At 75.2% G+C, this 25,687-nt stretch carries 1 protein-coding gene (only partly in view); it reads right to left on the reverse strand.

Translation table 11 applies throughout. The features are described from left to right. Positions 1–25,687, reverse strand: partial view of a type I polyketide synthase gene (locus ACGF13_RS12610; protein WP_392872707.1) — the 3' portion only. 8,189 nt of this gene lie beyond the right edge of the window; 25,687 of the gene's 33,876 nt are visible here — the last part of the coding sequence; the start codon falls outside the window, past its right edge; the stop codon is at positions 1–3.

Here is a 25,687-nt window from a genome sequence, read left to right on the forward strand (position 1 = left end):
TCACGACATCCCCAACTCGTTGTCGATGAACGCGAAGACCTCGTCCGCGGTCGCCTCGTCCAGCTTCTGCGCGGTGGTGGCGGCGGTCGGCGCGTCGCGCCGGTCGCTCCAGCGGGCCAGGACGGCCTGCAGGCGGGCGACCACCTCCTCGCCGGTGTCCTCGTCGGGCAGCGGCTGCGCGAGCGCGGCCTCCAGCCGGGCGAGGGTGTCCAGCAGCGGTTCGTCTCCGGACCGCGGGTCGGCGAGCAGCTGCGGGTGCAGGTGCTCGGCCAGGGCCGTGGGCGTCGGGTAGTCGAAGACCACGGTGGCGGGCAGCCGCAGGCCGGTGAGGCCGTTGAGGCGGTTGCGCAGTTCGACCGCGGTCAGCGAGTCGAAGCCCAGCTCCCGGAAGGCCCGGGCCGTCCCGACGCCGTCGGTACCGGTGTGGCCGAGCACCGCCGCCGCCTCGGTCCGTACCGCGTCGACCAGCAGGCGCCTGCGCTCGGCCTCCGGGGCCTCGGCGAGGCGCTCCACCAGGACCGGCCGCCCGGAGGCGCCGGTCTGCGAACCGCTCTGCGGGCCGTCGTCGGCGAGGGCCGCGGCGACCTCGGGCAGGTCGGCGATCAGCGGGCGGGCCCGGCCGGCGGTGAAGGCCGGGGCGAAGCGCGCCCAGTCGACGTCGGCGACGGTCACCGCGGTCTCGCCGAGGCCGAGTGCCCGGTCGAGCGCCGCGACGGCCAACTCCGGTGCCATCGCCGGGAGTCCGCGGCGGGCGAGGTGTCCCTCGGCCTCGCCCTCGGCCATCCCGCCGCCGGCCCACGGGCCCCAGGAGACGGCCGTGGCGGCCAGGCCGCGCGAGCGGCGCTGCTCGGCCAGGGCGTCCAGGAAGGCGTTGGCGGCCGCGTACGAGCCCTGGGTTCCGCTGCCCCAGATGCCCGCGATGGACGAGAACAGCACGAACGCGTCCAGCGGGGTGTCGCCGAGCAGTTCGTCCAGGTGGACGGCGCCGCCGACCTTGGCCGCCAGTACCTCGGCCAGCTGGTCCGCGGTGATCTCGGCCAGCGGTACGGCCAGGTCCAGGCCGGCCGCGTGGACCACGGCGTCGACGGGGTGCTCGGCGAGCAGCCCGGCGACGGACGCGCGGTCGGCCACGTCGCAGGCCGCGAGGGTGACCCGGGCGCCGAGCCCGGTCAGCTCGGCGGCCAGCTCGGCGGCCCCGGCGGCCTGCGCGCCGCGCCGGCTGGTGAGCACCAGGTGCTCGGCGCCGGACCGCGCCAGCCAGCGGGCGACCTGCCCGCCGAGGGCGCCGGTGCCGCCGGTGATCAGCACGGTGCCGCGCGGCGTCCACGGGGCCGGCGCCTCGGCCGTCCCGAGCGGACGGCTGTGCACCAGCCGGCGGACCAGCGCGCCGGAGGACCGCAGGGCGATCTGGTCCTCCCCGTCGGCGCCGTCGAGGACCGCCGCCAGGTGCTGCCGTGCCCGGTCGTCGAGCGTCTCGGGCAGGTCCAGCAGGCCGCCCCAGCGCTGCGGCTGCTCCAGTCCGACGACCCGGCCGAGGCCCCAGACCTGGGCCTGGACGGCGTTGCGCAGTCGGTCCGTCGGGCCGGTGGAGACCGCGCCGCTGGTGATCAGCCAGAGCGGTGCGCCGATTCCGGCGTCGCCCAGCGCCTGCACCAGGGCCAGGGTGCCGGACAGGCCGGCCGACAGGCCCGGGTGCTCGGCGTTCGAGCGCCCGGTCAGCGCGAGCAGGGAGAGCACACCCGCGATGGGGGCCTCCGTGCCGCCGGCGGCCTCGCGCAGCTCGCCGGCCAGGGCCGTGCGGTCCGCGGCCGCCGGGTCGACGGTGATCCGCTCGACCCGGGCGCCGTGCCCGGCCAGCAGGTCCGCCAGGTCGCCGGCCGGCTGCTCGCCGGCCCGGTCGGCGGGCTCGACGACCAGCCAGCGGCCGTCCAGGGACGGGGTGCCGTCCTGGTCGCCGGGCAGGGCGCGCCAGCTGACGCGGTAGCGCCAGCGGTCCAGCGTCGACTCGTCGGCGTTGCGGCGCCGCCAGGACGACAGGGCGGGCAGGACCGCGCTCAGCGGCTCGTCCCCGCGGACGTCCAGGGTGCCGGTCAGCGCGGCCAGGTCGCCGCGTTCCACGGCGGCCCAGAAGTCCGCCTCGGCCGGGTCGTGCTCGGTGCCGGCGGCGGGGGCCGCCTGGGCGGCCTTCGGCCAGTACCGCTCACGCTGGAAGGCGTAGGTCGGCAGGTCCACCCGGCGGGCGCCGGAGCCGGCGAACAGGGCCTCCCAGTCGACCGCCGCGCCACGGGTGTGGGCGACGGCCAGGGCCGCGGCGAGCGCGTCCCGCTCGGGCCGGTCGCCGCGCAGGGCGGCGGCGAAGGCGGTGTCCGGTCCGTCGACGCAGTCCTGGCCCATGGCGGTGAGCACGCCGTCGGGGCCGAGTTCGACGAAGGTGGTGACGCCCTGGGCCTCCAGGGTGCGCATCCCGTCGAGGAAGCGGACGGCCTCGCGGACGTGCCACACCCAGTACTCGGGCGAGCACAGCTCCTCCGCGGTGGCCATGTCCCCGGTGACGTTGGAGACCACCGGGATGCGCGGGGCGCTGTACGTCAGCCCCTCGGCAACGGCCCGGAACTCCTCCAACATCCCGTCCATCAGCGGCGAGTGGAACGCGTGCGAGACGCTCAGCCGCTTGGTCTTCTCGAACTTCCCGGCGATCGCGAGGACTTCGGACTCCTCACCCGAAACCACCACGGAGGAAGGCCCGTTGATCGCCGCGATGCTCACCTGAGCGGTCAGCAGCGGCAGCACCTCCTCCTCCGAGGCCTTGACCGCCACCATCGCACCGCCCTCCGGCAGCGCCTGCATCAGCCGGCCACGAGCCGCCACCAGCGCCACGGCGTCGTCCAGCGAGAGGACGCCCGCGACATGCGCGGCCACCAGCTCACCGATCGAGTGGCCCACCAGGACGTCCGGACGGACCCCCCAGCTCTCCACCAGCCGGAACAGCGCCACCTCGACCGCGAACAGCGCGACCTGGGTGAACTCCGTCCGGGCGAGAACCGCGGCGTCCTCACCGAACACGGCCTCGCGCAGCGGCAGTTCGACCCGAGCGCAGACCGCGTCGAAGGCGTCCGCGAACACCGGGAAGGCCGCGTACAGCTCACGCCCCATGCCCGGACGCTGGCTGCCCTGCCCCGTGAAGAGGAACGCCGACTTCCCGCCGGCCTCGCCCCGGGTGAGCCCCGGCAGGGACCCTCCCTCGGCGAGTTCTCCGAGCCCGCGCAGCACCGCCGCGCGGTCCGCGCCGGTGAGCACCGCGCGGTACTCGTGGGCGGCGCGCCCGGTCGCCAGCGAGTACGCGGCGTCGAGCAGCGTGACCTCCGGGTGGCCGGCCAGGTGGGACTGCAGGCGGCCGGCCTGCCGGCGCAGGGCCGACTCGGACCGGGCGGACAGCACCACCGGCAGGACCGGCGGCTCGACGGCGGCCCGGTCCTCCCCGGCTTCGGCCACCGGCTGGACGCCTTCCAGGATGACGTGGGCGTTGGTGCCGCTGAACCCGAAGGAGGAGACGCCCGCGCGGCGCGGGGCGCCGGTCTCCGGCCAGTCCCGCGACTCCGTCAGCAGCTCGACGGCGCCCGCCGACCAGTCGACGTGCGGGGTGGGCTCGTCGACGTGCAGGGTGCGCGGCAGCACGCCCTCCCGGATCGCCATCACCATCTTGATCACACCGCCGACACCGGCCGCCGCCTGGGTGTGGCCGATGTTGGACTTCAGCGAGCCGAGCCACAGCGGGTCCCCGCCGCGCTCCTGCCCGTAGGTGGCCAGCAGGGCCTGGGCCTCGATCGGGTCGCCGAGCACCGTGCCGGTGCCGTGCGCCTCGACCGCGTCCACCTCGCCGGCCGACAGCCCGGCACTGGCCAGCGCCGCGCGGATCACCCGCTGCTGCGCGGGGCCGTTCGGGGCGGTCAGGCCGTTGCTGGCACCGTCCTGGTTGATCGCGCTGCCGCGCACCACGGCGAGCACGGGGTGCCCGAGGCGCTCGGCGTCCGACAGCCGCTCCAGCAGCAGCACACCGGCGCCCTCGCCCCAGCCCGTACCGTCCGCGGCGCCCGCGAAGGACTTGCAGCGGCCGTCGGCGGCGAGGCCGCGCTGGCGGCTGAACTCCAGGAAGGCCCCCGGCAGCGACATCACGGTGACACCGCCGGCCAGGGCCAGCGAGCACTCGCCGCTGCGCAGGGCCTGCACGGCGAGGTGCAGGGCGACCAGCGAGGAGGAGCACGCGGTGTCCACCGTCACCGCCGGGCCCTCGAGCCCGAAGGTGTACGCCAGCCGGCCCGAGACCACGGCGGCCGCGTTGCCGGTGCCGAGGAAGCCGTCGGCCTCCTGCGGCGCGCCGAGCAGCAGGGTCGCGTAGTCCTGGCCGTTGGAGCCGACGAACACGCCCGCCTGGCTGCCCTTCAGCGTGGCCGGGTCGATGCCGGCGCGCTCGAAGGCCTCCCAGGAGGTCTCCAGCAGCAGGCGCTGCTGCGGGTCCATCGCCACCGCCTCGCGCGGCGAGATGCCGAAGAACGCCGGGTCGAAGCGGTCGGCGTCGTGGACGAAGCCGCCGTGGCGGGCGTAGGAGGTGCCCGGGTGCTCCGGGTCCGGGTGGTACAGGGCGTCCAGGTCCCAGCCGCGGTCGGTCGGCATCTCGCCGACCGCGTCGGTGCCGGAGAGCACCAGCTGCCACAGCTCCTCGGGGGTGCGGACACCGCCCGGGTAGCGGCAGCTCATCGCGACGATCGCGATCGGGTCGTCCTGCGTCCCGGTGCCGTCGCCGGCGGCCGGACGGACGGCGGGCAGGGCCGACTGCGGCTCGGCTCCGACGAGTTCGGTCCGCAGGTGCTCGGCCAGGGCGAGCGGCGTCGGGTGGTCGAAGACCAGGGTCGCGGGCAGCCGCAGGCCGCTGGTCTCGGTGAGCCGGTTGCGCAGCTCGACCGCGGTCAGCGAGTCGAAGCCCAGCTCCTTGAACGCCCGGTCCTCCTCGACCCGGGTGGCCGAGGCGTGGCCGAGCACGGCGGCGGCCTCGGTCCGCACCAGGTCCAGCAGGTACTGGCGGCGCTCGCCCTCGGCGAGGCCGAGCAGGTGGGTGCGCAGGGTGCCCGCGGCGTCGGTGGCGGCCGGGTGGGAGCCGGCGGCCAGCGCCTCGCCCGCCTCGGCGATCCGGTCGAGCAGCGGGCGCGGACGGGCGGCGGCGAAGGCCGGCGCGAAGCGCGCCCAGTCGACGTCGGCCACGGTGAGCGCCGGCTCGTCCGAGCCGACCGCACCGGCCAGCGCGGCGATCGCCAGGTCGGGCGCGATCGGCGCCAGGCCGCGGCGGCGCAGCTGCTCGCCCGCCTCGCCGTCGGCCATGCCGCCGTCGGCCCAGGGGCCCCAGGCGACGGCCGTGGCGGCCAGGCCGCGGGCACGCCGCTGCTCGGCCAGGGCGTCCAGGTAGGCGTTGCCCGCCGCGTAGGCGCACTGGCCCGCGCTGCCCCAGGTGCCGGCGATCGAGGAGAACAGGACGAAGGCGTCCAGTTCGGTGTCGCCGAGCAGCTCGTCCAGGTGCGCCGCACCGGCCACCTTGGCGGCCACGACCGCGGAGAACTCCGCGAGGCCGGTGGCGGCCAGCGGGGTGGTCTGGCCGACGCCCGCGGTGTGCACGACCGCGTCGACGGGGTGCTCGGCGAGCAGCGCCTCGACGGCCGTACGGTCGGCGACGTCGCAGGCGGCGACCGTCACCCGGGCGCCGAGGCCCTCCAGCTCCGCGCGCAGTTCGGCCGCGCCCGGCGCGTCCGGGCCGCGACGGCTGGTCAGCACCAGGTGCTCGGCGCCGTGCTCGGCCAGCCAGCGGGCGACCCGGGCGCCCAGGGCGCCGGTGCCGCCGGTGACCAGGACGGTGCCGCGCGGGTTCCAGCCCGCACCCTCGGCGCGCTCGGCCCGGACGAGCCGGCGCACGAACACGCCCGAGGCGCGCACCGCCAGCTGGTCCTCGTCGGCCGGAGCGGCCAGGACGGCGGCCAGCCGGCCCTGCGCCCGCTCGTCCAGCACCTCGGGCAGGTCGAGCAGACCGCCCCAGAGGGCGGGGTGCTCCAGCGCCGCCACCCGGCCGAGGCCCCAGACCTGGGCCTGCGCCGCGTCGCGCAGCCGGTCGGCGCGGCCGACCGAGACCGCGCCCGAGGTGGCCAGCCACAGCGGGGCGGTGAGCTCGGCGTCGGCGAGCGCCTGGATCAGGACCAGTGCCGACTCCGCGCTCGGCGCGAGCGCCAGCACACCGGCCGGGGCGGACGGCAGCTGCGCCACCAGGGCGGCCGCCTCCTCCCGCGACCGGGTGCCCGGCTCCAGCCGGTGCACCGCGGCGCCGTGGGCGGTCAGCGCCCGCTCGGCCGCCTCGACCAGGTCGGGGGCGGCGTCGCCGGGCACCAGCACCCAGGTGCCGGACAGCGTCGCGGCTCCCGTCGCGGCGGCCGTCGGCTGCCAGGTGACGCGGTAGCGCCAGCCGTCCACCGTGCGGTCGTCGCGGTTGCGGCGGCGCCAGGAGGACAGCAGCGGCAGCAGGGGCAGCAGGTCGTCCTGCGGCCCGGTGCCGTCGACGGAGAGCGTCGCGGCCAGCGCCGCCACGTCCTCGCGCTCCACGGCGGACCAGAACTCGCTCTCGGCTCCGGAGAGTTCGGCGCGCTCGGCGCCCGTCTGCGGGGCCGCCGGGAGCGGCTCCGGCCAGTAGGCGTCCGGCTGGAAGGCGTACGTCGGCAGGGCGACCCGGTGGGCGCCGGTGCCGGCGAAGACCGCCTCCCAGTCGGGCCGGACGCCGCCCGTGTGGGCGGCGGCCAGGGCGGTGGCGACGGTCCGCGCCTCCGGGCGGCCGGCGCGCAGCGCGGTGGTGAACCGGGCCCGGGTGGACTCGCCCAGGCACTCCTGGGCCATCGCGGTGAGGACGCCGTCGGGGCCCAGCTCCAGGTAGGTGGTGACGCCCTGGGCCTCCAGGGTGCGCATCCCGTCGAGGAAGCGGACGGCCTCGCGGACGTGCCGCACCCAGTACTCGGGCGAGCACAGCTCCTCGGCGGTGGCCAGTTCACCGGTGACGTTGGAGACCACGGCGATCTGCGGCGCCGCGTAGGTCAGACCCTCGGCAACAGCCCGGAACTCCGCCAGCATGCCGTCCATCAGCGGGGAGTGGAAGGCGTGCGAGACGCTCAGCCGCTTGGTCTTCTCGAATTTCCCGGCGATCGCGAGGACTTCGGACTCCTCGCCCGAAATCACCACGGAGGAAGGCCCGTTGACGGCCGCGATGCTCGCCTGGGCGGTCAGCAGCGGCAGGACGTCCGCCTCGGCGGCCTTGACGGCCACCATCGCGCCACCCTCGGGCAGCGCCTGCATCAACCGGCCACGAGCGGCGACCAGCGTGACGGCGTCGTCCAGCGTCAGGACACCCGCGACATGCGCGGCCGTCAGCTCACCGATCGAGTGACCGGCCAGGACGTCCGGACGGACACCCCAGCTCTCGTACAGCCGGAACAGCGAAACCTCGACGGCGAACAGCGCGACCTGGGTGAACTCGGTGCGAGCGAGAACCGCGGCGTCGTCGCCGAACACGGCTTCGCGCAGCGGCAGTTCGACCCGGGCACAGACCGCGTCGAAGGCCTCGGCGAACACCGGGAAGGCCTCGTACAGCTCGCGGCCCATGCCCGGCCGCTGGCTGCCCTGCCCCGTGAAGAGCACGGCGGACCTGCCGCCCCGGGCCCGGCCGCGCACCAGGTTGGGCGCGGTACGGCCCTCGGCCAGCGCCACCAGCCCGTCGCGCAGTTCGGCGGCGTCGGCGCCGACCAGCACGGCCCGGTGCTCGTGGGCGGCCCGGGTGGTCGCCAGCGCGTAGCCGACGGACGCGGCGGTGTCGCCGTGGTCGGCGAGGTGCCGCTGGAGGCGGGCGGCCTGGTCGCGCAGGCTCTGCTCACTGCGGGCCGACAGCGGCCACAGCAGCGTCCGCGGCTCGGCGCCGGCCGGGGTGACCGGCCGGGCCGCGGGCGCGGCCGGCTCGGCCGGGGCCTGCTCCAGGACGGTGTGGGCGTTGGTGCCGCTGACACCGAAGGAGGAGACGGCCGCACGGCGCGGACGTCCGGTCTCCGGCCAGGGCCGGGCCTCGGTCAGCAGCTCGATCGCTCCGGCCGACCAGTCGACCTCGGGGGACGGCTCGTCCACGTGGAGGGTCTTGGGCAGCACCCCGTGCCGCATCGCCATCACCATCTTGATCACGCCGCCGACACCGGCCGCCGCCTGGGCGTGGCCGATGTTGGACTTCAACGACCCCAGCCACAGCGGCTGGTCGTCGTCGCGGCCCCGGCCGTAGGTGGCCAACAGGGCCTGGGCCTCGATCGGGTCGCCGAGCACCGTGCCGGTGCCGTGCGCCTCGACGGCGTCGACCTCGTCGGCGGACAGCCGGGCGGCCGCCAGGGCCTGGCGGATGACGCGCTGCTGGGCCGGGCCGTTGGGGGCGGTGAGCCCGTTGCTGGCACCGTCCTGGTTGATCGCCGAGCCGCGCACCACCGCGAGCACCGGGTGCCCGTTGCGGCGGGCGTCGGACAGCCGCTCCAGCAGGAGCAGGCCCGCGCCCTCCGCCCAGCCGGTGCCGTCGGCGCAGGCCGCGAAGGGCTTGCAGCGGCCGTCGGGCGCGAGGCCCTGCTGACGGCTGAACTCGACGAACAGGCCGGGGGTGGCCATCACGGTGGCGCCGCCGGCCAGGGCCAGCGAGCACTCGCCGTTGCGCAGCGCCTGGGCGGCCAGGTGCAGAGCCACCAGCGAGGAGGAGCACGCGGTGTCGACGGTCACCGCCGGGCCCTCGAGGCCGAAGGTGTAGGCGACGCGCCCGGACACCACGCTGGTCGAGGCACCCGTGAGCAGGTGACCCTCCAGCGCGGAGCCGGCCAGGATGTTGGTGTAGCCCTGGTAGGCCGCCCCGACGAACACGCCGGTCGAACTGCCGCGCAGCGCGCCCGGGTCGATCCCGGCCCGCTCGAACGCCTCCCACGAGGCCTCCAGCAGCAGCCGCTGCTGCGGGTCCATGGCGAGCGCCTCGCGCGGCGAGATCCCGAAGAAGCCCGCGTCGAACTCGCCCGCGCCGAGCAGGAACCCGCCCTCGCGGACGTAGCTGGTGCCGCTCTTGGTCCGGTCCTGGTCGTACAGGGCCTCGGTGTCCCAGCCGCGGTCGGCCGGGAACGGGCTGATGGCGTCGCCGCCCTCCGCGACCAGCTGCCACAGCTGCTCCGGGCTGCGCACTCCGCCGGGGAAGCGGCAGCTCATCGCCACGATGACGACCGGGTCGTCGTCGGCGGCGGCGGCCGGGACGGGCAGCGGCGCCTGCACCGCGGGCTCCTCGCCCGCGAGTTCGGCCCGCAGGTACTCGGCCAGCGCCGCCGGGCTCGGGTGGTCGAAGACCAGGGTGGCCGGCAGCCGCAGGCCGGTGACCGCGTTGAGCCGGTTGCGCAGCTCGACCGCGGTCAGCGAGTCGAAGCCGAGCTCCTTGAACGCCCGGTCCGCGTCCACCTGTTCGGCGGTGGCGTGCCCGAGCGCGGTGGCCGCGTGGCCGCGGACCAGGTCGGTCAGCAGGCGCAGCTGCTCGGCGGTGGCGAGCCCGGACAGCTTGCGGGCCAGGCCGGACTTGGCCTCGCCGGCGCTGACGGCGGCCGCGGTGCGGCGGCTCTTCGGCCGGACCAGCGCGCGCAGCAGCGGCGGCACGGTGCCCGCGCCGACCTGCTGGCGGATGGTGGCGAGGTCGAGCCTGGCGGGCATCAGCTGGGCCTCGTCGGTGCCCAGCGCCGCGTCGAACAGGGCGAGGCCGTCCTCGGAGGACAGCGCCCGCATGCCCGAGCGCGACATGCGCGTCACGTCGGCCTCGTCCAGGTGGCCGGTCATGCCGCTGCGCTCGGCCCAGAAGCCCCAGGTCAGGGCGTGGGCTGGCAGGCCCAGCGCGCGGCGGTGGTGGGCCAGCGCGTCGAGCAGCACGTTGGCCGCCGCGTAGTTGCCCTGCCCGGCGCCGCCGAAGGTGCCGGCGGCGGCGGAGAAGAGCACGAAGGCGGCGAGGTCGCTGCCGGCGGTGAGTTCGTGCAGGTTGAGCGCGCCGTCCACCTTGGGCCGGAGCACCTCCGTGACGCGCTCGGGGGTGAGCGCCGACACCACGCCGTCGTCCAGGACGCCGGCGGTGTGCACCACGGCGGTCAGCGGGTGCGCCGCCGGGACGGCGTCCAGCACCGCGGCCAGCGCGGCCCGGTCGGCGACGTCACAGGACGCCAGGGTGACCTCGGCACCAAACTCGCCCAGCTCGCGGGCGAGTTCACGCCCGGCCTCGGACTCGGCGGCCCGACGGCCGGTGAGCACCAGGTGCCGGATGCCGTACCGGGTCACCAGGTGGCGGGCCAGCAGCGCACCGAGGGTGCCGGTGCCACCGGTGATCAGGACGGTGCCGTCCCGGTCCGGGAGCGGCGGCATGGTCAGCACCAGCTTGCCGGTGTGCCGGGCCTGGCTGAGGAAGCGGAACGCCTCCGGCGCCTGCCGGATGTCCCAGGTCGCGATCGGCAGCAGCCGCAGCTCACCGCGCTCGAACAGGGCGACGATCTCCCGCAGCATCTCGCGGATCCGGTCCCGACCGGCCTCGACCAGGTCGAACGCCTGGTAGCGCACGCCCTCGTGGTCGGCCGCGACCACCTGCGGGTCCCGCTTGTCGGTCTTGCCCATCTCCAGGAAGCGCCCGCCGCGCGGCAGCAGCCGCAGCGAGGCGTCGACGAACTCACCCGACAGGGAGTCCAGCACGACGTCCATGCCGGCGCCGTCGGTGGCCGCCAGGAACGCGCCCTCGAAGTCGAGGGTGCGGGAGTTGGCGATGTGCGCGTCGTCCAGACCCGAGGCCCGCAGGGCCTCCCACTTGCCCGGGCTCGCCGTACCGAACACCTCGGCACCCAGGTGCCGGGCCAGCTGCACCGCGGCCATCCCGACACCACCGGCGGCGGCGTGCACCAGCACTCGCTCGCCGGCCCGCAGACCGCCCACGTCCACCAGGCCGTAGTAGGCGGTCAGGAACACCACCGGCACGGAGGCGGCCTGAACGAAGGTCCAGCCCTCCGGGATCCGGGCCAGCAGGCGGTGGTCGACCACCGAGTACGGCGCGAACGAGCCGGAGAACAGACCCATCACCCGGTCGCCCGGGGCCAGGTCCGTCACCTCGGCGCCGACCTCCAGGACGACACCCGCGCCCTCGTTCCCCATGACCTGCTGGTCGGGGACCATGCCCAGGGCGAGCACGACGTCACGGAAGTTGAGGCCGGAGGCGCGCAGCGCGACCCGCACCTCCCGGGCGCCGAGCGGGCGGAACTCCTCCGGGCAGGGCGCCAGGACGAGGTTCTCCAGGGTCCCCTCGGCCGTGACGTCCAGCCGCCAGGCCGGGTGCCCCACCGGGGGAACGAGCCGACCCGCGGAGCCCGGACGGGCCAGCCGGGGTGCGCGGACCGCGCCGGACCGCACGGCCAGCTGCGGCTCGTCGGTGGCGAGCGCGGCGAGCACGGCCTCGGCCGCGCCGTCCGCGTCCGCACCCTCGGCGTCGAGGCCGAGGTCGAGGTCGAGCAGGACGAAGCGGCCCGGGTTCTCCGACTGCGCGGAGCGGATCAGGCCCCACACCGGGGCGTACGCCAGGTCGGTGACGTCCTCGCCGGTGGCGGTGGCGACGGCGCCACTCGTCACGAACACCAGCCGGGACTCGGCGAACCGGTCCTCGGCCAGCCAGGCCTGGGCGGCGGCCAGCGCCCCCAGCACGGCCGCGTGCGCGGCCTCGGCGGCCGGGAACGCGCCCGACCCGTCGCCGGTCACACCGGCGGCCCGGCCGAGCGGCAGGAACACCAGCCCGGGGACGTCCTGCGCCCCGGCCAGCTCCGGCAGACCGGCGCAGATCTGCGCGGACCCGGCCAGGTCGCGCAGGACGGACGGCAGCCCGGCCGCGTCCGAAGCGACCAGCGCACGGCTCACGGCGGCGCCCTCGACCGGCTCCGACCCGAGCAGCGCCCAGTCCAGGCGGAACAGCGCGTCACGCGGGGCACGCTGACCGGCGGCCACGCCGTCGGCGGAGACCTCGCGCAGCACCAGCGAGTCGATCGCCACGACCGGCGCACCAGTCTCGTCGACGGCCAGCAGCGTCACCGCGTCCGGCCCGGCGGCCGCGAGGCGCACCCGCACCCGGGCGGCACCGACGGCCGACAGACCGACGCCCGACCAGGAGAACGGCAGACGCGCCCGGCCGGTGTCCGCGAGCAGCTCGCCCAGCCCCACCGTGTGCAGCGCCGCGTCGAGCAGCGCCGGGTGCAGGCCGAACCGGCCGGCCTCCGACTGGACCTCCTGCGGCAGTTCGACCTCGGCGAGGACCTCGTCCCCGAGCCGCCAGGCGGCCCGCAGCCCCTGGAAGGCCGGGCCGTAGCCGTAGCCGGCGGTGGCCAGCCGCTCGTAGAAGCCCTCGACCGGCAGCTCGACGGCACCCTCCGGCGGCCAGACGGCCTCGATCCCGGCCGGGGCCTGCGCCTGGTCACCGGCAGCGACCAGACCGGTCGCGTGCCGCAGCCACGGCTCGGCGGCGGCGGCGTCCTGCGGACGGGAGTGCACCGACACCGGGCGGGCGCCCGAACCGTCGGCGGCACCCACCCACACCTGGACGGCCACCGCGCCGCGCTCCGGCAGCACCAGCGGCGCCTCCAGCGTCAGGTCCTCGATCCGGTCGCAGTCGACCTCGTCGCCCGCGCGGAACACCAGCTCGACGAACGCCGTCCCGGGCAGGATCACCGCGCCGCCCACGGCGTGGTCGGCCAGCCACGGGTGGCTCTGCACCGACAGCCGGCCGGTCAGCACCAGGCCCTCGCCCTCGGCGAGCACCACGGCCGCACCGAGCAGCGGGTGGTCGGCGGACTCCAGGCCCATTGCGGTCGCGTCGCCGATCCAGGAGCCGGACGGCTTCGGCCAGAAGCGCTGCCGCTGGAAGGGGTAGGTCGGCAGGTCGACGCGGCGGGCGGTGTCCTGGAACCGGGCGGTCCAGTCGACGGTGGCGCCGTTGGACCAGGCCTCGGCGAGGGCGGTCAGGAAACGCTCCCGGCCGCCGTGGTCACGGCGCAGGGTGCCCTGAACCGTGGCTTCGGCGTTGGCGGCGTCGATGGCCTCCTGGATGCCGACGGTCAGCACCGGGTGAGCGCTCACCTCGACGAACTGCGAGTGGCCGGACGCCAGCAGGGCCTCGACGGTCGCCGCGAACTCCACGGTCTGACGCAGGTTGCGGTACCAGTAACCGGCGTCCAGCGCGGCCGAGTCGATGATCTCGCCGGTGACGGTGGAGTGGAACGGCACCTCCGGAACGCGCGGGGCGACCGGAGCCAGCAGCTCCGCCAGACGGGCCTCGATGCGCTCGACATGCGCCGAGTGCGACGCGTAGTCCACCGCGATCCGACGCGCCCGGATCTCCTGCCCGCCGCAGTACTCCATCAGCTCGTCCAGGGCACCGGCGTCACCCGAAACGACCACCGAGCTCGGGCCGTTGACCGCAGCGATCGAGATTCCCTCGCGGCCCTCCAGGAGTTCACGCACCTGCTCGGCGGGCAGCGGGACGGACACCATGCCACCCAGGCCCGAGAGCTCGATGATCGCCTGGCTGCGCAGCGCCACCACCAGGGCGGCGTCCTCCAAGGAGAGGGCGCCGGAGACGGCAGCGGCGGCGATCTCGCCCTGCGAGTGCCCCACCACCGCCGACGGCTCCACACCGTTCGCACGCCAGAGAGCAGCCAGGGAGACCATCACGGCGAACAGCACCGGCTGGACCACGTCCACCCGCTCCATCCACCCGCCGTCCTCACCCGAGACGACGTCCAGCAGGTCCCAGTCGACGTGCGGCGCAAGAGCGCTCGCGCACTCCTCCATCCGCGCCCGGAACACCGGCTCGTCCGCCAGCAGTTCCCGGGCCATGCCCAGCCACTGCGACCCCTGACCGGGGAAGACGAACACCGGCCCACCGGTCGTCCGGGCCGTGCCCTGGACCAGCTGCGCCACCTGCTCACCGTCGGCGAGCGCGGCAAGACCGGCGAACAGGTCCGCCTCCTCCGCGCCGACGACCACCGCGCGGTGCTCGAACACCGAACGGGCCGTGGCCAGCACGCCGGCGACCGCGGCCGGGTCGAGGGACTCCCCGGCGGCCGCGCTCTGCGTGAGGTGCACCGCCAGACGGCGGGCCTGGTCGCGCAGCGCGGCCTCGGTGTGCCCGGAGAGCACCCAGGGCAGCGGGCCCGCGGTCCCGTCGGCGGGCGCCGACTCGGCCGGGGAGGCCGCGGGCGCCTGCTCGATGATGGTGTGGGCGTTGGTGCCGCTCATGCCGAAGGAGGAGACGGCCGCACGACGCGGACGGCCGCGCTCCGGCCAGTCCCGGGCCTCGGTCAGCAGCTCGACCGCGCCCGAGGCCCAGTCGACGTGCGGGGTGGGCTCGTCCACATGCAGGGTCTTGGGCAGCACCCCGTTGCGGATGGCCATGACCATCTTGATCACACCGCCGACGCCGGAGGCGGCCTGGGTGTGGCCGATGTTCGACTTCAACGAGCCGAGCCAGAGCGGCTCTTCGGTGTGCTCCTGGCCGTAGGTGGCGAGCAGCGCCTGGGCCTCGATCGGGTCGCCGAGGGTGGTGCCGGTGCCGTGCGCCTCGACGGCGTCGACCTCGGCGGCGGTCAGCCCGGCGTCGGCCAGGGCCTGCCGGATGACGCGCTGCTGGGCCGGGCCGTTGGGCGCGGTGAGGCCGTTGCTGGCGCCGTCCTGGTTGATCGCGCTGCCACGGATCACCGCGAGCACCTGGTGCCCGTTGCGCTCGGCGTCGGAGAGGCGCTCCAGCAGGAGCATGCCCGCGCCCTCGCCCCAGCCGGTGCCGTCGGCGGCGGCCGCGAAGGCCTTGCAGCGGCCGTCCGAGGCCAGCGCCCGCTGGCGGCTGAACTCCACGAAGGTGCCCGGGGTGGACATCACGACCACACCACCGGCCAGCGCCATCGAGCACTCGCCACTGCGCAGCGACTGCACGGCGAGGTGCAGGGCGACCAGCGAGGAGGAGCACGCGGTGTCCACCGTCACCGCCGGGCCCTCAAGCCCGAAGGTGTAGGCGAGACGCCCGGAGACCACGCTGGCCGCGTTGCTGGTGGCCAGGTAGCCGTCGGTGCCCTGCGAGCTGGCCATCAGCAGGCTCGCGTAGTCCTGGCTGTTGGTGCCGGCGAAGACGCCGGTCCGGGTACCGCGCGCCGCGTCGGGGGTGATACCGGCGCGCTCGAAGGCCTCCCAGGTGGTCTCCAGCAGCAGACGCTGCTGCGGGTCCATGGCGAGGGCCTCGCGCGGGTTGATCCCGAAGAAGCCGGGGTCGAACTCGCCGACGCCGTCGAGGAATCCACCCTGGTCGGCGTAGGAGGTGCCGGGGTTCGCCGGGTCCGGGTCGTACAGGGCGTCCAGGTCCCAACCACGGTCGGCCGGCATGCCGCCGACGGCGTCGCGGCCCTCGGCGACCAGTCGCCACAGGTCCTCGGGCGAGGCGACGCCGCCCGGGTAGCGGCAGGCCATCGCGACGATCGCGATCGGCTCGTCGTCCACGGCCGTCATACGCACCGGAAGGTTTTCCACCGTGCCCACGGTGCCCAGGAGTTCGGCACCGATGTGGGAAGCGAGCGCGGCGGCGGTCGGGTGGTCGAAGACCAGGGTCGCGGGCAGCCGCAGACCGGTGGCCGTGTTGAGGCGGTTGCGCAGCTCGACCGAGGTCAGCGAGTCGAAGCCCAGCTCCTTGAACGCCCGACCCGCCTCGACCGCACCGGCGGAGGCGTGCCCCAGGACGGCGGCGGCCTCGGTGCGGACCAACTCGACCAGCAGGCGGTCGCGTTCGGCCTGCGGCCGGCCGGACAGCCGGTCCCGCAGCTCGTTCGCCGGGCCGCCCGGGGTGGCCCCGCCGGCCTCGGTCTCGGCCAGCGCCCGGACCACGTCCGGGAGTTCGGCGATCAGCGGGCGCGGGCGGGCGGCGGTGAAGGCCGGGGCGAACCGCGACCAGTCCACATCCGCGACGGTCACCGTCGCGTCGCTGCCGTCCACGGCCTGCGCCAGCGCCGCGACCGCCGGAGCCGGAGCCATCGGCAGCAGACCACGCCGACGCAGGTGGGCCTCGTTGTCGCCCTGGGCGGCCATACCGCCCTCGGCCCACGGACCCCAGGACACCGCCGTGGCAGCCAGGCCACGCGAACGGCGCTGCTCGGCCAGGGCGTCCAGATAGGCGTTGGCGGCAGCGTAGGCGGACTGCCCACCACTGCCCCAGACACCCGCGATCGAGGAGAAGAGGACGAAGGCGTCCAGCTCGGTGTCCCCGAGCAACTCGTCCAGGTGTGCCGCACCGTCCACCTTCGCGGCCAGGACCTCGGCGAACTCCTCCACCGTGGTCGTGCCCAGCGGCGTCGCGCGGTCCACACCGGCGGCGTGGACGACGGCGGTGAAGGCGTGCTCGGCGAGCAGCGCCTCGACGGCCGCACGGTCGGCGACATCACACGCGGCAATGGTGATGCTGACGCCGAGAGCGGTCAGCTCCTCGCGCAGCTCCACCGCGCCCGGGGCGTCCAGGCCACGACGGCTGGTGAGCACCACGTGCTCAGCACCGCCACCCGCCAGCCAACGGGCGACGCGGGCGCCGAGGGCGCCGGTGCCGCCGGTGACCAGGACGGTGCCGCGCGGGCTCCAGCCCGTGCCCTCGGCACGCTCGGCCCGGACGAGTCGGCGTACGAACACGCCGTTCGCGCGCACGGCGAGCTGGTCCTCGTCGCCGAGGCCGGCGAGCACGGCGGCCAGGCGGCCCTGCGCCCGCTCGTCCAGCACCTCCGGCAGGTCGACCAGACCGCCCCAGCCTTGCGGGTACTCCAGGCCGAGCACCCGGCCCAGACCCCAGACCTGCGCCTGGGACGCGTCGCGCATCCGGTCGGCGCGGCCGATGGTGACCGCCCCCCCGGTCAGCAGCCAGAGCGGCGCCTCGACACCCGCGTCGGCGAGCGCCTGGACCGTGACCAGCGTCGACAGCACGGTGTCCGCCACGACGACGGCACCGGCCAGATCCTCGACCTCGGTGACGGCCAGGCCGATCCGGACGGACAGCTCCTCGCGGTCCGGCACGCCCGCGCCGATCTCCACCGGCAGGACAGCGGCCCCGTGACCGGACAGCGCGGCAACCACACCCGCCGACTCGGCGCCGGCCGGGACCAGCACCAGCCAGGTCCCGCCCAGAACGGCCGGCTGCCCGCCGACACCCGCGACCGGCTTCCACGTCACGCGGTAGCGCCAGCCCTCGGCCGCCGACTCCTCCTGCCGCTTGCGACGCCAGGACGACAGCGCGGGCAGCAGCGCATCCGCACTGTCCTCCCGACGCACATCGAGCGTCGACAGGAACGTGTCCAGATCCCCCGCGTCGACCGCGTCCCAGAACCGGGCCTCGGCCGCGCTCAGCGCAACCGCACCCTCCGACACGACCTCACGCTCGGCGGCCTGCGGCCAGTAACGCTGCCGCTGGAAGGCATACGTCGGCAGCTCGACCCGGTACGCAGCCGCACCGGCGAACACACCCTTCCAGTCCACGACGACACCGTGGACGTGAACGGTCGCAAGCGCCGTCAGCGCGATCTGCGCCTCCGGGCGCTCGGCACGCAGGGCCGGAGTGAACACACCCTGCTCGACGCACTCCTGGCCCATGGCCGACAGCACACCGTCCGGGCCCAGCTCGACAAAGGTGGTGACACCCTCGGCTTCGAGGGCCCGCATGCCGTCCAGGAAACGGACGGCCTGGCGCACGTGGCGCACCCAGTACTCGGGCGAGCACAGCTCCTCCGCCGTGGCCAGCTCACCGGTCACGTTGGACACGACCGGGAGGACCGGCGCGGCGTAGCTCAGGCCCTCGGCGACGGCCCGGAACTCCGCCAGCATGCCGTCCATCAGCGGCGAGTGGAACGCGTGGCTGACGTGCAGCCGCTTGGTCTTCTCGAACTGCCCGGCGATCGCCAGCACTTCGGCCTCGTCGCCCGAAACCACGACGGAGGTCGGGCCGTTGATCGCCGCGATGCTCACGTTCTCGGTCAGCAGCGGCAGGACGTCGGCCTCGGCCGCCTTGACCGCCACCATCGCGCCGCCCTCCGGCAGCGCCTGCATCAGCCGACCACGAGCGGACACCAGGGCGACGGCGTCATCGAGCGACAGGACGCCCGCGACGTGCGCGGCCGCGATCTCACCGATCGAGTGGCCCACCAGGACGTCCGGACGAACCCCCCAGCTCTCGAACAGGCGGAACAGCGCCACCTCGACGGCGAACAGCGCCAGCTGGGTGTACTCGGTGCGCGCGAGAACCGTGGCGTCCTCACCGAACACCACCTCACGCAGCGGCAGTTCGACCCGCGCGCAGACCGCGTCAAAGGCGTCCGCGAACACCGGGAAGGCGTCGTACAGCTCACGCCCCATGCCCGGCCGCTGGCTCCCCTGTCCCGTGAACAGGAACGCCGTCCGCCCGGCACCCGCCGTGCCCGTGAGCAGTCCGGCAGCGGAGCGGCCCTCGGCCAGTGCCGCCAGGCCCTCGCGCAGACCGGCCTGGTCACCGGCCGTCACCGCGGCCCGGTGCTCCAGCGCGGCACGGGTGGTGGCCAGCGAGAAGCCGACCTCGGCGGGCGACAGGTCGCCGGCCTCGTTCAGCACGGCCAGCAGTCGGCCGGCCTGCGCCCGGAGCGCCTCCGGGCTGCCCGCCGACAGCACCCACGGCGCCACCGGACCGGCCTCGTCGGCGATCTCCCGGACGGCCGAAAAGGCCGCGGGCGCCTGCTCGATGATGGTGTGGGCGTTGGTGCCGCTCATGCCGAAGGAGGAGACGGCCGCACGACGCGGACGGCCGCGCTCCGGCCAGTCCCGGGCCTCGGTCAGCAGCTCGACCGCGCCGGAGGCCCAGTCGACCTCGGGGGTCGGCTCGTCGACGTGGAGGGTCTGCGGCAGCACGCCGTGCTGCATCGCCATGACCATCTTGATGATGCCGCCGACGCCGGAGGCGGCCTGGGTGTGGCCGATGTTGGACTTGAGGGAGCCGAGCCACAGCGGGTCCCCGCTGCGTTCCTGCCCGTACGTCGCCAGCAGCGCCTGCGCCTCGATCGGGTCACCCAGCCGGGTGCCCGTGCCGTGTGCCTCGACCGCGTCGACCTCGTCGGCGGACAGCCCGGCGTCGGCCAGCGCCTGCCGGATGACGCGCTGCTGCGCGGGGCCGTTCGGGGCGGTGAGGCCGTTGCTCGCACCGTCCTGGTTGATCGCCGAACCACGGACGACCGCCAGCACGCGGTGCCCGTTGCGCTCGGCGTCCGACAGACGCTCCAGCAGCAGCACACCGGCGCCCTCGCCCCAGCCGGTGCCGTCGGCGGCGGCCGCGAAGGCCTTGCAGCGGCCGTCCGAGGCCAGGCCGCGCTGGCGGCTGAACTCCACGAAGGTGCCCGGGGTGGACATCACGACCACACCACCGGCCAGCGCCATCGAACACTCGCCACTGCGCAGCGCCTGGACCGCCCAGTGCAGGGCGACCAGCGACGACGAGCACGCCGTGTCGACGGTCGCCGCCGGGCCCTCGAGCCCGAAGGTGTAGGCCAGGCGCCCGGAGACCACGCTGGCCGCGTTGCCAGTGGCCAGGTAGCCGTCCGCGTCCTGGGTGAGCGCGAGCAGAAGTCCGGCGTAGTCCTGGCTGTTGGAGCCCATGAAGACGCCGGTCCGGCTGCCCCGCGCGGAAGCCGGGTCGATGCCCGCCCGCTCGAAGGCCTCCCAGGTGGTCTCCAGCAGCAGCCGCTGCTGCGGGTCCATGGCGAGGGCCTCACGCGGGCTGATGCCGAAGAACGACGGGTCGAACTCGCCGACGCCGTCGAGGAATCCACCCTGGTCGGCGTAGGAGGTGCCGGGGTTCGCCGGGTCCGGGTCGTAGAGCGCGTCGAGGTCCCAGCCGCGGTCGGCCGGCATGCCGCCGACTGCGTCGCGGCCCTCGGCGACCAGTCGCCACAGGTCCTCGGGGCTGCTCACGCCGCCCGGGTAGCGGCAGGCCATCGCGACGATCGCGATCGGCTCGTCGTCCACGGCCGTCGTACGCACCGGAAGGTTTTCCACCGTGCCCACGGTGCCCAGGAGTTCGGCACCGATGTGGGAAGCGAGCGCGGCGGCGGTCGGGTGGTCGAAGACCAGGGTCGCGGGCAGCCGCAGACCGGTGGCCGTGTTGAGGCGGTTGCGCAGCTCGACGGCGGTCAGCGAGTCGAAGCCCAGCTCCTTGAACGCCCGACCCGCCTCGACCGCACCGGCGCCGTGGTGCCCGAGCACCGCCGCCGCCTCGGTCCGGACCAGGTCCAGCAGAACGCGCTCACGCTCGGCCGGGGTGAGCGCCAGCAGGCGCTGGACCAGGCCGTTGCCCTCAACCTCCGACCGGCCCGACGCCACGGCGGCACCCACGAGGGCGCGCTGGACGTCCGGGAGTTCGGCGATCAGCGGGCGGTTGCGGCCGGCGGTGAAGGCCGGGGCGAACCGCGCCCAGTCCACATCCGCGACGGTCACCGTCGCGTCGCTGCCCTCCACGGCCTGCGCAAGCGCCGCGACCGCCGGAGCCGGAGCCATCGGCAGCAGACCACGCCGACGCAGCTGGTTCTCGTTGTCGCCCTGGGCGGCCATACCGCCCTCGGCCCACGGACCCCAGGACACCGCCGTGGCAGCCAGGCCACGCGACCGGCGCTGCTCGGCGAGCGCGTCCAGGTAGGCGTTGGCGGCAGCGTAGGCGGACTGGCCGCCGCTGCCCCAGATGCCGGAGATCGAGGAGAAGAGGACGAAGGCGTCCAGCTCGGTGTCCCCGAGCAGCTCGTCCAGGTGCGCCGCACCGTCCACCTTCGCGGCCAGGACCTCGGCGAACTCCTCCACCGTGGTCGTGCCCAGCGGCGTCGGACGGTCCACACCGGCGGCGTGGACGACGGCGGTGAAGGCGTGCTCGCCGAGCAGCGCCTCGACGGCCGCACGGTCGGCGACATCACACGCGGCGATCGTCACCTCGGCGCCAAGGCTCCGCAGCTCCTCCCGCAGCTCCACCGCGCCCGGGGCGTCCAGGCCCCGGCGGCTGGTGAGCACCACGTGCTCAGCACCACCACCCGCCAGCCAACGGGCCACATGCGCACCCAGCGCACCCGTACCACCCGTCACCAGAACAGTGCCACGCGGCGCCCACGCGGAGGCAGCACCCGGCACCCGGACCAGCCGGCGCACGAACACACCGCTCGCCCGCACCGCGAGCTGGTCCTCGTCGCCGAGGCCGGCCAGCACGGCGGCCAGGCGGCCCTGGGCCCGCTCGTCCAGCACCTCGGGCAGGTCGACCAGACCACCCCAGCCCTGCGGGTACTCCAGGCCGACCACTCGGCCCAGACCCCAGACCTGCGCCTGGGACGCCTCACGCAGCGCATCCGCACGACCCGTCGACACCGCACCGTTGGTCAGCAGCCAGAGCGGGGCCTCGACGCCCGCGTCGGCGAGCGCCTGGACCGTGACCAGCGTCGACTGGACGGTGTCCGCCACGACGACGGCACCGGCCAGGTCCTCGACCTCGGTGACGGCCAGGCCGATCCGGGCGGACAGCTCCTCCCGGTCCGGCACGCCCGCGCCGATCTCCACCGGCAGGACAGCGGCCCCGTGACCGGACAGCGCGGCGACCACGCCCGCCGACTCGGCGCCGGCGGGAACCAGTACCAGCCAGGTGCCGCCCAGGATGGCTCCCCCGACACCCGCGACCGGCTTCCACGTCACGCGGTAGCGCCAGCCCTCGGCCGCCGACTCCTCCTGCCGCTTGCGACGCCAGGACGACAGCGCGGGCAGCAGCGCATCCGCGCTGTCCTCCCGACGCACATCGAGCGTCGACAGGAAGGTATCCAGGTCCCCCGCGTCGACCGCGTCCCAGAACCGGGCCTCGGCCGCGCTCAACGCAACCACACCCTCCGACACGACCTCACGTGCGGTGACCTGCGGCCAGTAACGCTGCCGCTGGAAGGCATACGTCGGCAGCTCGACCCGGCGCGCACCCGCACCGGCGAACACACCCTTCCAGTCCACGACGACACCGTGGACGTGAACGGTCGCAAGCGCCGCCAGCGCGGTCTGCGCCTCGGGCCGCTCGGCACGCAGGGCCGGAGTGAACACACCCTGCTCGACGCACTCCTGGCCCATGGCCGACAGCACACCGTCCGGGCCGAGCTCGACAAAGGTGGTGACACCCTCGGCCTCGAGGGTGCGCATGCCGTCGGCGAAGCGAACCGCCTGACGGACGTGACGCACCCAGTACTCGGGCGAGCACAGCTCCTCCGCCGTCGCGACCGCACCGGTCACGTTGGACACCACCGCGATCTGCGGCGCCGAGTAGGACAGGCCCTCCGCCACACGGCGGAAATCATCCAGCATGCCGTCCATCAAGGGCGAGTGGAAGGCATGCGAGACCTGGAGCTGCTTCGACTTCTCGAACTGGCCAGCGATAGCCCGGACTTCATCCTCGTCGCCCGAAATCACCACGGAGGTCGGGCCGTTGATCGCCGCGATGCTCACGTTCTCGGTCAGCAGCGGCAGGACGTCGGCCTCGGCCGCCCTGACCGCCACCATCGCGCCGCCCTCGGGCAGCGCCTGCATCAGCCGGCCGCGAGCGGCGACCAGCGCCACCGCGTCGTCCAGCGACAGCACGCCAGCGACATGCGCGGCCGCCAGCTCACCGATCGAGTGGCCCACCAGGAAGTCCGGGCGCACCCCCCAGCTCTCGAACAGACGGAACAGCGCGGTCTCCACCGCGAACAGCGCCAGCTGCGTGAACTCCGTACGGGCCAGGACGTCCGCGTTCTCGCCGAACACGGCCTCCCGCAGCGGCAGTTCAACGCGCGCACACACCGCGTCAAAGGCGTCCGCGAACACCGGGTAGGTGTCGTACAGCTCCCGGCCCATGCCCGGACGCTGGCCCCCCTGCCCCGTGAACAGGAACGCCGTCCGCCCGGCACCCGCCGTGCCCGTGACCAGCCCGGCGGCCGTACCGCCCTCGGCCAGCGCCGCCAAACCGCCCCGGAGCGAGGCGAGGTCCTCCGCGACCACTGCCGCCCGGTGCTCCAGCGCGGCACGCGTGGTGGCCAGCGAGAAGCCGACCTCGGCGGGCGACAGGTCGCCGGCCTCCTCCAGCGCCGACAGCAGTCGGCCGGCCTGCGCCCGAAGCGCCTCCGGGCTGCCCGCCGACAGCACCCACGGCGCCACCGGACCGGTCTCGTCGGCCGGGGCCTCGGCCTGCGGCGCCTCGACCGCCGCCGGGGCCTGCTCGATGATGACGTGCGCGTTGGTGCCGCTCATGCCGAAGGACGACACACCCGCACGGCGCGGCGCGCCGGTCTCGGGCCACGACCGGGCCTCGGTCAGCAGCTCGACCGCGCCGGAGGCCCAGTCGACCTCGGGGGTCGGCTCGTCCACGTGCAGGGTCTGCGGCAGCAGCCCCTCCCGCATCGCCATGACCATCTTGATGATCCCGGCGACGCCGGCGGCGGCCTGGGTGTGGCCGATGTTGGACTTCAACGAGCCCAGCCAGAGCGGCTCTTCGGCACGCTCCTGGCCGTAGGTGGCGAGCAGCGCCTGGGCCTCGATCGGGTCGCCCAGTCGGGTGCCCGTGCCGTGCGCCTCGACCGCGTCGACCTCGTCGGCGGACAGCCCGGCGCTGGCCAGCGCCGCGCGGATGACCCGCTGCTGGGACGGACCGTTGGGGGCGGTGAGGCCGTTGCTGGCGCCGTCCTGGTTGATCGCCGAACCGCGCACGACCGCGAGCACCGGGTGCCCGTCGCGCTGCGCGTCCGACAGACGCTCCAGCAGCAGGACGCCCGCGCCCTCGCCCCAGCCGGTGCCGTCGGCGGCGGCGGCGAAGGCCTTGCAGCGGCCGTCCGTCGCCAGGCCGCGCTGGCGGCTGAACTCCACGAAGGTGCCCGGGGTGGACATCACGACCACACCACCGGCCAGCGCCATCGAGCACTCACCGCTGCGCAGCGCCTGCACGGCGAAGTGCAGGGCGACCAGCGAGGAGGAGCACGCCGTGTCGACGGTCGCCGCCGGGCCCTCAAGACCGAAGGTGTAGGCCAGGCGCCCGGAGACCACGCTGGCCGCGTTGCCGGTCGCGAGGTAGCCGTCCGCGTCCTGGGTGAGCGCGAGCAGCAGCGCGGCGTAGTCCTGGCTGTTGGAGCCCATGAACACACCGGTCCGGCTGCCCCGCGCGGACGCCGGGTCGATGCCGGCGCGCTCGAAGGCCTCCCAGGTGGTCTCCAACAGCAGACGCTGCTGCGGGTCCATCGCCAGCGCCTCGCGCGGGCTGATGCCGAAGAACGACGGGTCGAACTCGCCCGCGCCGTCGAGGAATCCGCCGTCACGGGCGTAGGAGGTCCCGAGGTTCGCCGGGTCCGGGTCGTAGAGCGCGTCGAGGTCCCAGCCGCGGTCGGTCGGGAATCCGCCGACGGCGTCGCGGCCCTCGGCGACCAGTCGCCACAGGTCCTCGGGCGACTGGACGCCGCCGGGCAGGCGGCAGCTCATCGCGACGATGGCGATCGGCTCGTCGGCCGCGAAGACGGCGGTCGGGGCGTCGGACTGCTCCTGGGAGCCGAGGAGTTCGGCCAGCAGGTGCTCGGCGACGACGGTGGCGTTCGGGTAGTCGAACACCAGGGAGGCGGGCAGCCGCAGGCCGGTGACCGCGTTCAGGTTGTTGCGCAGCTCGACGGCGGTCAGCGAGTCGAAGCCCAGCTCGCGGAAGGCCTTGGCCGGCTCGACGGCTCCGGCGCCCTGGTGCCCGAGCACCGAGGCGGCCTCGGTCCGGACCAGGTCCAGCAGGGCGCGCTCACGCTCGGCCGGGGTGAGCGCCCGCAGGCGCTGGACCAGGCCGTTGCCCTCCCCGTCCGGCTGGGCCGACGGCGCGGCACCGGTCAGGGCGCGCTGCACCTCGGGCAGGTCGCCGATCAGCGGACGCGGGCGGGCCACGGTGAAGCCGGGGACGAACAGCGCCCAGTCGACGTCGGCCACCACCACGGCGGGCTCGTCCTCGGCGACGGCGGCGGCCAGCGCGGCAACCGCCTGCGCGGGCGGCAGCACCGGCAGACCGCGGCGGCGCAGGCGGTCCTCCGCCTCGGCCTCGACCATGCCGCCGTCGGCCCAGGGGCCCCAGGCAACGGCGGTGGCGGCGAGGCCGCGGGCACGGCGCTGCTCGGCGAGGGCGTCCAGGTGGGCGTTGGCGGCCGCGTAGGCGGCCTGACCGCCACTGCCCCAGACACCGGCGATGGAGGAGAAGAGGACGAAGGCGTCCAGCTCGGTGTCCCCGAGCAGCTCGTCCAGGTGCGCCGCACCGTCGACCTTCGCGCGGAGCGCGTCAGTGAAGGCGGGCAGGTCGGTGTCGGCGATCGTGCCCCCGTCCGCCACACCGGCGGCGTGGACGACGGCGGTGAAGGCGTACTCGGCGAGCAGCGCCTCGACGGCCGCACGGTCGGCGACATCACACACGGCAATGGTGATGCTGGCGCCGAGAGCGGTCAGCTCCTCGCGCAGCTCCACCGCGCCCGGGGCGTCCAGGCCGCGGCGGCTGGTGAGCACCACGTGCTCC

Origin of the sequence: Kitasatospora sp. NPDC048286 (genome assembly GCF_043201735.1) — a bacterium.
Taxonomy (GTDB): domain Bacteria; phylum Actinomycetota; class Actinomycetes; order Streptomycetales; family Streptomycetaceae; genus Kitasatospora.